Genomic DNA, 5868 nt, shown 5'->3' with positions numbered 1-5868 from the left:
GGCCAGGCCTGCGCGGCGTCGCGTCGATCGACCGGCTGACCGTGCGTGGGCCGCTGGCCGGCCCCGTCCGGGTCCGGGCCTGGCGGCGGGAGGACGACACGTTGACGGTCGTCGTCGACGCGGACGGCGTCACTTCGGATGACGATTCGCCGGCGGACGGCGCAGGCGCCGCTGAGCCGCTTCTGGTGGCCGAGGGGCTGCGGCTGCGTCATCCTCACGAGGAGCGGCTGCCGGCCGCGGCCGTCGAGCTGCGAGCACACGAGATGCGCTGGCAGCCGGTGGCCGGCTCCCAGCGCGTCGCCGCGCTCGGAGCCGCCGCGGGCGGCTGGCTGATCCACAGCGTGGACGAGGTCGTCGCCCGGCGTTGGCACGAGCAGCTAGCCCTGGCAGGCGTGCCGGCGTTCGTGCTGGTGCCCGCGGGTGAAGCGGCCGCCGCGGACGACGGTTTCCTGACCCTGGACACCGAAAGTGACGACCCGTTCGAGCCGGTGGCGAAGGAGGTGGCCCGGCAGGGTGGCACCGTGGCCGGGCTGCTGCTACACAGCGGCGGTCTCGGCGAGCGAGCGTTCGCCGTGGTCCGCGGTTTCCTGCGCGCGTGCGCCGAACAACGGCCCGCCCTCGTCGTCTGCTCGTCCGCCGGGTCGCCCATGCCACACCCGGGGGACGGGCTCGCTGCCGCACTCACCCGGACCGTCGCCTGGGAGCATCCCGCACTGCGCTGCGTGTCGGTGGAGCTCGACGGCGCGCGGGCCGTTCCGGACGCCGTCGACGTGCTGGGACGGGCCACGCAGCTCGCCGGCTCGGGCCGGCTGTCGGTGCGGGACGGTCGCTGGTACGAGGCCCGCCTGCGGGAGCGTCCGCTCACGGACGCCAAGCCGCGGGATCACCGGCTCCTCCGGACGGGAGGTACCTGCCTCGTCATCGGGAGCGGACCGGAGGTCGCCGCGGCCGCCGATTGGCTCCTGGCGCGGGGAACGGCCTCGGTGACCCGGGTCGAGAACGATGCCGACCAGGTCGCGGCCGCGATCGACGAGGCAGGGACCAACCTGCGCTGTGCCGTGTACCTCCCGCGGCCGGGGCCGAACCGACCGGTGGCCGGTTGGGAGCCGGCGCTGTTCGCCCGCGCGCTGGAGCGGACGACGGCCGTGCCGCGGCTGCTGTACGCACATGCCGCCGCGCTCGATCTCCTGATCCTCTGCGCACCGGTGGCGACGCTGCCCGGCCAGGCGGGCTCGGCGGTCGAGACGGCGGCCGCCGAATACACCCAGGCGTTGGCCCGGCGCGGGCGGGACGCCGGGCTGGCGACGATCAGCGTGTCCGGCGGTCCCTGGCAGGAGGGCGACGGACACCCCGGCGCGGGGGCCGAGCTGGCAGCGCGGGGCCTGCATCCGGCGCCGATCGCCGCTGTGCTCGACGCCGTCGTGGCAGCGCTCGACGACGCCGCCGCGCACGTCGCGCCGGCCCGGGCCGACTGGAGCCGGTACCACACCGCCGCCGCCCGGACGGTCCCGTACGTCCCCCTCCTGGCGACGGCGGAAGCCGAGACGAAGACGGTGGGCTTCGGTCAGGGGAACAGTGATCCGGGCTGAGACCGGCCTGGTGGCGACACCGCCTCCGGCCCGGGGGCCCCGCTCCAGACAATGAATGCCGAATACGGCGATGGCCCAGGGCTCCGGCAAGTTTGCTGACGCGTAGGCGGTGGGCCAGGCCTGGGGTTTTTGGTGGGGCCGTGTAGCGGGAGGCCGGCGCGCGGCCGGGGGTCTCATGGGTGCGGGCACGACACCCGAAGATCATGGAGGTTCCTACGCCATCATGATCGACCTGAGGTGCCGTGCCCGCTGTTCCAGTATCACCGCCTGTCCCTGTTCTCGATCAGCTGGCTACCGCTGTCACCGATGGTCATCATCGGCCGTCGTCGGTGACAGGTCTGCTGGCGGTTTTCGGTCGGGTCCCGGACCCGCGGAAATCCCGAGGACGGCGGCACAGTCTGGCGGTGGTGCTGACCCTGGCGACGTGCGCGGTCCTCGCTGGCGCGCGGTCGTTCACCGCGATCGGCGAGTGGGCCGCCGATGCCGGCCTGGCGGTCGCTGACCTGCTCGGGATCGTCCGGGTGCCTGAGGAGTCGACGTTCCGCCGGGTGTTCGCCGCCCTCGACGCCGACGCGCTGGACTCTGTGCTGGGAGCGTGGGCTGCCGCGGTGACCAGCCCGCAGGCGGGGACGCGGCGGCGGGTCGCGGTCGATGGCAAGACGGTGCGTGGCTCCCGCGCCGGCGACAGCCCGGGTCGGCCTCTGCTCGCCGCCCTCGACCATCACACCGGTGTCGTGCTCGGCCAGGTCGCGGTGGACGCGACGACGAACGAGATCCCCGCGCTGCCGGTGAAAGCGAACCAGCCCCGTCTGTATGCCCAGCTCGCGGCCCTGCCCTGGGGTCAGGTGAAGACCTCCGCGCGCACGGTGGAGCGTGGCCACGGCCGCCGCGAGTGGCGCACCGTGAAAGCCACCGAGGTCCGCGCCGGGCTGCTGTTCCCACACGCCGTCCAAGCCGCGCGGATCACCCGCCGACGCCAGCCACTCACTGACGGGCCGGCCGAGACCGAGGTCGCTTACCTGGTCACGAGTCTGCCGACCCATCAGGCGAGCCCGGCCGAGCTCGCCGCGTTCGCCCGGGAGCACTGGCACGTGGAGAACCGGCTGCACTGGGTCCGCGATGTCACTTTCGGCGAGGACTTCAGTCAGGTGCGGACCGGTAACGCGCCCCACGTCATGGCCAGCCTCCGCAACCTCACGATCGCGCTCCTACGCCTGACCGGTGTCACGAACATCGCCGCGGGAATCCGCTACCACGCCCGCCGCCCCGAACGCCCACTAAAGACGATCATAAAGATCGCTTGCTAAGCGACAACTATGCCGGGGCCCTGGGCGATGGCCGCCCCGCGAAAATGCGAGGGGGCCATCGCCGCTTGTTCTGCTCGCCGACGACCTAGATCCCGAGCGTGGCCCCGCCGTCGACGGTGAGGTTCTGCAGGGTGACGTGCCCGGCCGCGTCCGAAAGCAGGAAGAGCACCGCTGCGGCAATATCCTCGGGGTTGGCTATCTTCCCGAGAGGAATACCCACCTTGTACGTCGAAGGGCTGCCGTCGATCGTGCTGCGCAGACCATCCTCACCATCCCAGAACGTGCGCAGCATGTCGGTGTCGGTCGAACCGGGGCTGACCACGTTGCAGCGCACGCCGTGCTGGCCGATCTCCAGGCCCAGGCACCGGGTGAACGCCAGCGCGGCGGCCTTCGACGCCGCATAGGCGGCCATCGAGGTGCGGGCGGTGCCGGCGGCGTTCGAGGCGACGGTGACGATCGCGCCCGACCGGCGGGTGACCATGCCCGCCGAGACCGCCTGTGACATCAGGAAGACGCCGGTCGTGTTGACCGCGAACGTGTGGTTCCAGTCGGCGGCGGTGATCTTGTGCACCGCGGCTGGACGCAGCACTCCGGCCGCATTGACCAGGTAGTCCACCGGGCCGAGCCGGCGGCGCACCGCCTGCACGAGCGCGCGGACCTGGTCGGCGTCCGTGACGTCGGCCGGGAACTCGTGGGCGGCCAGTCCGGCCTCGGCGAGCTCCTTGCCGCGTGTCTCCAGCCCTGCCGCGGGCAGGTCGACGGCCGCGACCACCGCCTCACGCTCGGCGAGCGCGCGGACGATCGCCGAGCCGATTCCCCCGGCGGCCCCGGTGACGATTGCGACTCTCCCCTGCATCTGCGACTCCTCGCTGGGTGCGGGCGTGGGTGCGCCCATCCGGCCGGGCGCGAGCGAACAATTCCTTCTATCTTTGTCGGCGCACGCCCACGGCCGGTACCCGTAACCACCCCTAGAAACGCCCGGGAACCGGCGGCCGCGATTACGGGGGCGACGTCTTAGGGGTCGATAGGGGCTGACGTTTCATGCGGGCGATCTGTAGCATTGCGGCGCTGTTGTTCCGCGCGAGAATATACCGTGTCGACGGGTTCTCCGCTTCCGATCCTCGTTTCATCGGAGGTCACTGATGAGCACCGATTCCGGCAGCGGAACGCGTCCAGACCGCGAGATGGAGCCCATCGCCGTCGTCGGCCTCGGATGCCGTTTCCCTGGCCAGGTCAGGACCCTGGAGGCACTCGGCCGAGTGCTGACCGCGGGGGCCGACGTCTTCTCCGACGTACCCACCGAGCGGTGGGCACACGACCAGCTCGCCCCCGGGGCCGTCGCCAACGGCCGAGGGGCGTTCCTCGACGACATCGACCGCTTCGACGCCCCCTACTTCGGCATCAGCCCCCGGGAGGCGGGCCTGCTCGACCCTCAGCAACGACTCGTCCTGGAGGTGGCCTGGGAGGCGATGGCGGACGCCGGGCGCCCCCGCGAGCAGTGGCTGGGCAGCCGGACCGCCGTCGTCCTCGGCCTTCTGGCCCACGACTACGAGCTGTTGCACGCGCGGACCCTCGGCCTCGACGGGATCGGGCGCCACCACGTCAGTGGCCTGGAGGCCAGCTTCGCGGCCGGACGGCTCGCCTACGCCTTCGACCTGACCGGCCCCGTCAGCACCGTCAGCTCGGCCTGCTCCTCGTCCCTGCTCGCCGTCCACCAGGCATGCCAGGCGCTGCGGGCCGGCGAGTGCGACGCCGCGGTCGCGGGCGGCGTCAGCCTGCTCCTCACCCCAGACATCAGCATCTTCCTCACCCAGGCCGGCGCGATCGCGCCCAGCGGCCGCTGCCGCCCGTTCGACGCCGCCGCGGACGGCATCGTCCGCGGCGAGGGTGCGGGCGCGGTGGTGCTGAAGCGCCTGTCGGACGCGCTGGCCGACCAGGACCAAATCCACGCGGTCATCCGGGGCTCGGCCGTCAACAACGACGGCACGAGCCTCGGCCTGACCGTGCCCAACGCGCTGGCGCAGGCCGAGCTGCTGGCCACGGCCTTGCGCCGGTCCGGCCTGACGCCAGCCGACGTCGACTACGTCGAGGCCCACGGGACCGGGACACCGATCGGTGATGTCATCGAGGTCGACGCCATCGGCCAGGTGTACGGATCGGGACGCGACGCGCGCAACCCGCTGCTCATCGGCTCGCACAAGGCGGTGCTGGGCCACATGGACGCCGCCGCTGGCATCGGCGGGCTACTGAAGTCGGTGTGGGTCGTCCGCTCGGGCACGGTGCCGCGCCAGCCGTACGTCGAGCGCCTCAACCCTCGCGTGAACTGGCGGGACGGAGCGGTCGCCGTGCCCGGCCAAGCCACGTCACTGCGCCGCGACCGGCCGGTGCGGGCCGGCGTCAGTGCGTTCGGGCTCAGCGGGACGAACGTCCACGTCGTGATCGAGGCCCCGCCGCCGGTGGTGGACGCGCCGGCGGCGCACCCCGCCGAGCGCCCCTACGTGCTCGCAGCATCCGCCAGCACCGCCGACGGCCTGCGTGAGCAGGTCGCGCGGTTGCGCGAGCTGACGGCCGGCGCCGATGAGGCCGACCTCGCCGACCTCGCCGCATCCAGCACCACCCGCGCCACCCATGAGCCGTACCGCCGCCTCGTGGTCGGGACTGGCCGCGACGAGCTCCTGCGGGGCCTCACCGGTCCGGACGAGCTGACCGACGGCACCTTCGACGGCCATGCCGCGGACCCGGAGACCGCGGCCGAGCCGGTGCTCGTCTTCTCCAGTGCGCACGACTGGCCACCGGCCGCGGTCATGGGCCTCTACGCGGAGGACCAGACGGTGCGCGAAGCGCTGGACCTCATCGCCGCGCACGTGCGCGCCGAGCTCGGCTGGTCGCTGTTTGACGTGCTGCGCGGCGACGGGCGCTCGGCGCGGGCTGACGCCGGCGCGCGCCTGCCCGCGCAGTTCGCGGCCCAGGTG

4 protein-coding genes are annotated in these 5868 nt (G+C 72.8%); 3 read left to right on the top strand and 1 reads right to left on the bottom strand.

The features are described 5' to 3' along the window. Window positions 1-1589: KR domain-containing protein (locus ND748_RS23045; RefSeq protein ID WP_251748050.1), on the top strand; the 1589-nt coding region annotated here is incomplete at its 5' end. A gap of 338 nt (window positions 1590-1927) precedes the next feature. Further along, the gene (locus tag ND748_RS23040; protein ID WP_374216005.1) at window positions 1928-2896 is read left to right on the top strand and encodes an ISAs1 family transposase; all 969 of its coding nucleotides are present in this window, start codon (window positions 1928-1930) and stop codon (window positions 2894-2896) included. Between the two features lie 85 nt (window positions 2897-2981). Here the strand turns inward: ND748_RS23040 and ND748_RS23035 are convergent, their stop codons facing one another. Continuing rightward, window positions 2982-3752: a 2,3-dihydro-2,3-dihydroxybenzoate dehydrogenase gene (locus tag ND748_RS23035; protein ID WP_251748048.1), complete on the bottom strand. Its 771-nt coding sequence runs from the start codon at window positions 3750-3752 to the stop codon at window positions 2982-2984. A gap of 286 nt (window positions 3753-4038) precedes the next feature. Here ND748_RS23035 and ND748_RS23030 point away from each other — a divergent pair. Continuing rightward, window positions 4039-5868, top strand: a 1830-nt coding sequence (locus tag ND748_RS23030; RefSeq protein WP_251748047.1) for a polyketide synthase, incomplete at its 3' end; no start/stop codon positions are given.

The organism is Frankia sp. AiPs1, assembly GCF_023716945.1.
Classification (GTDB): domain Bacteria; phylum Actinomycetota; class Actinomycetes; order Frankiales; family Frankiaceae; genus Frankia.
The sequence above is the reverse complement of the archived record's forward strand: the minus strand, read 5'-3'. Positions and strand labels throughout refer to the sequence as shown.

Coding starts and splice junctions, on each gene's coding strand:
- ND748_RS23035 (WP_251748048.1), bottom strand. CDS start 3,752: ATGCAGGGGAGAGTCGCAATCGTCACCGGGGCCGCCGGGGGAATCGGC.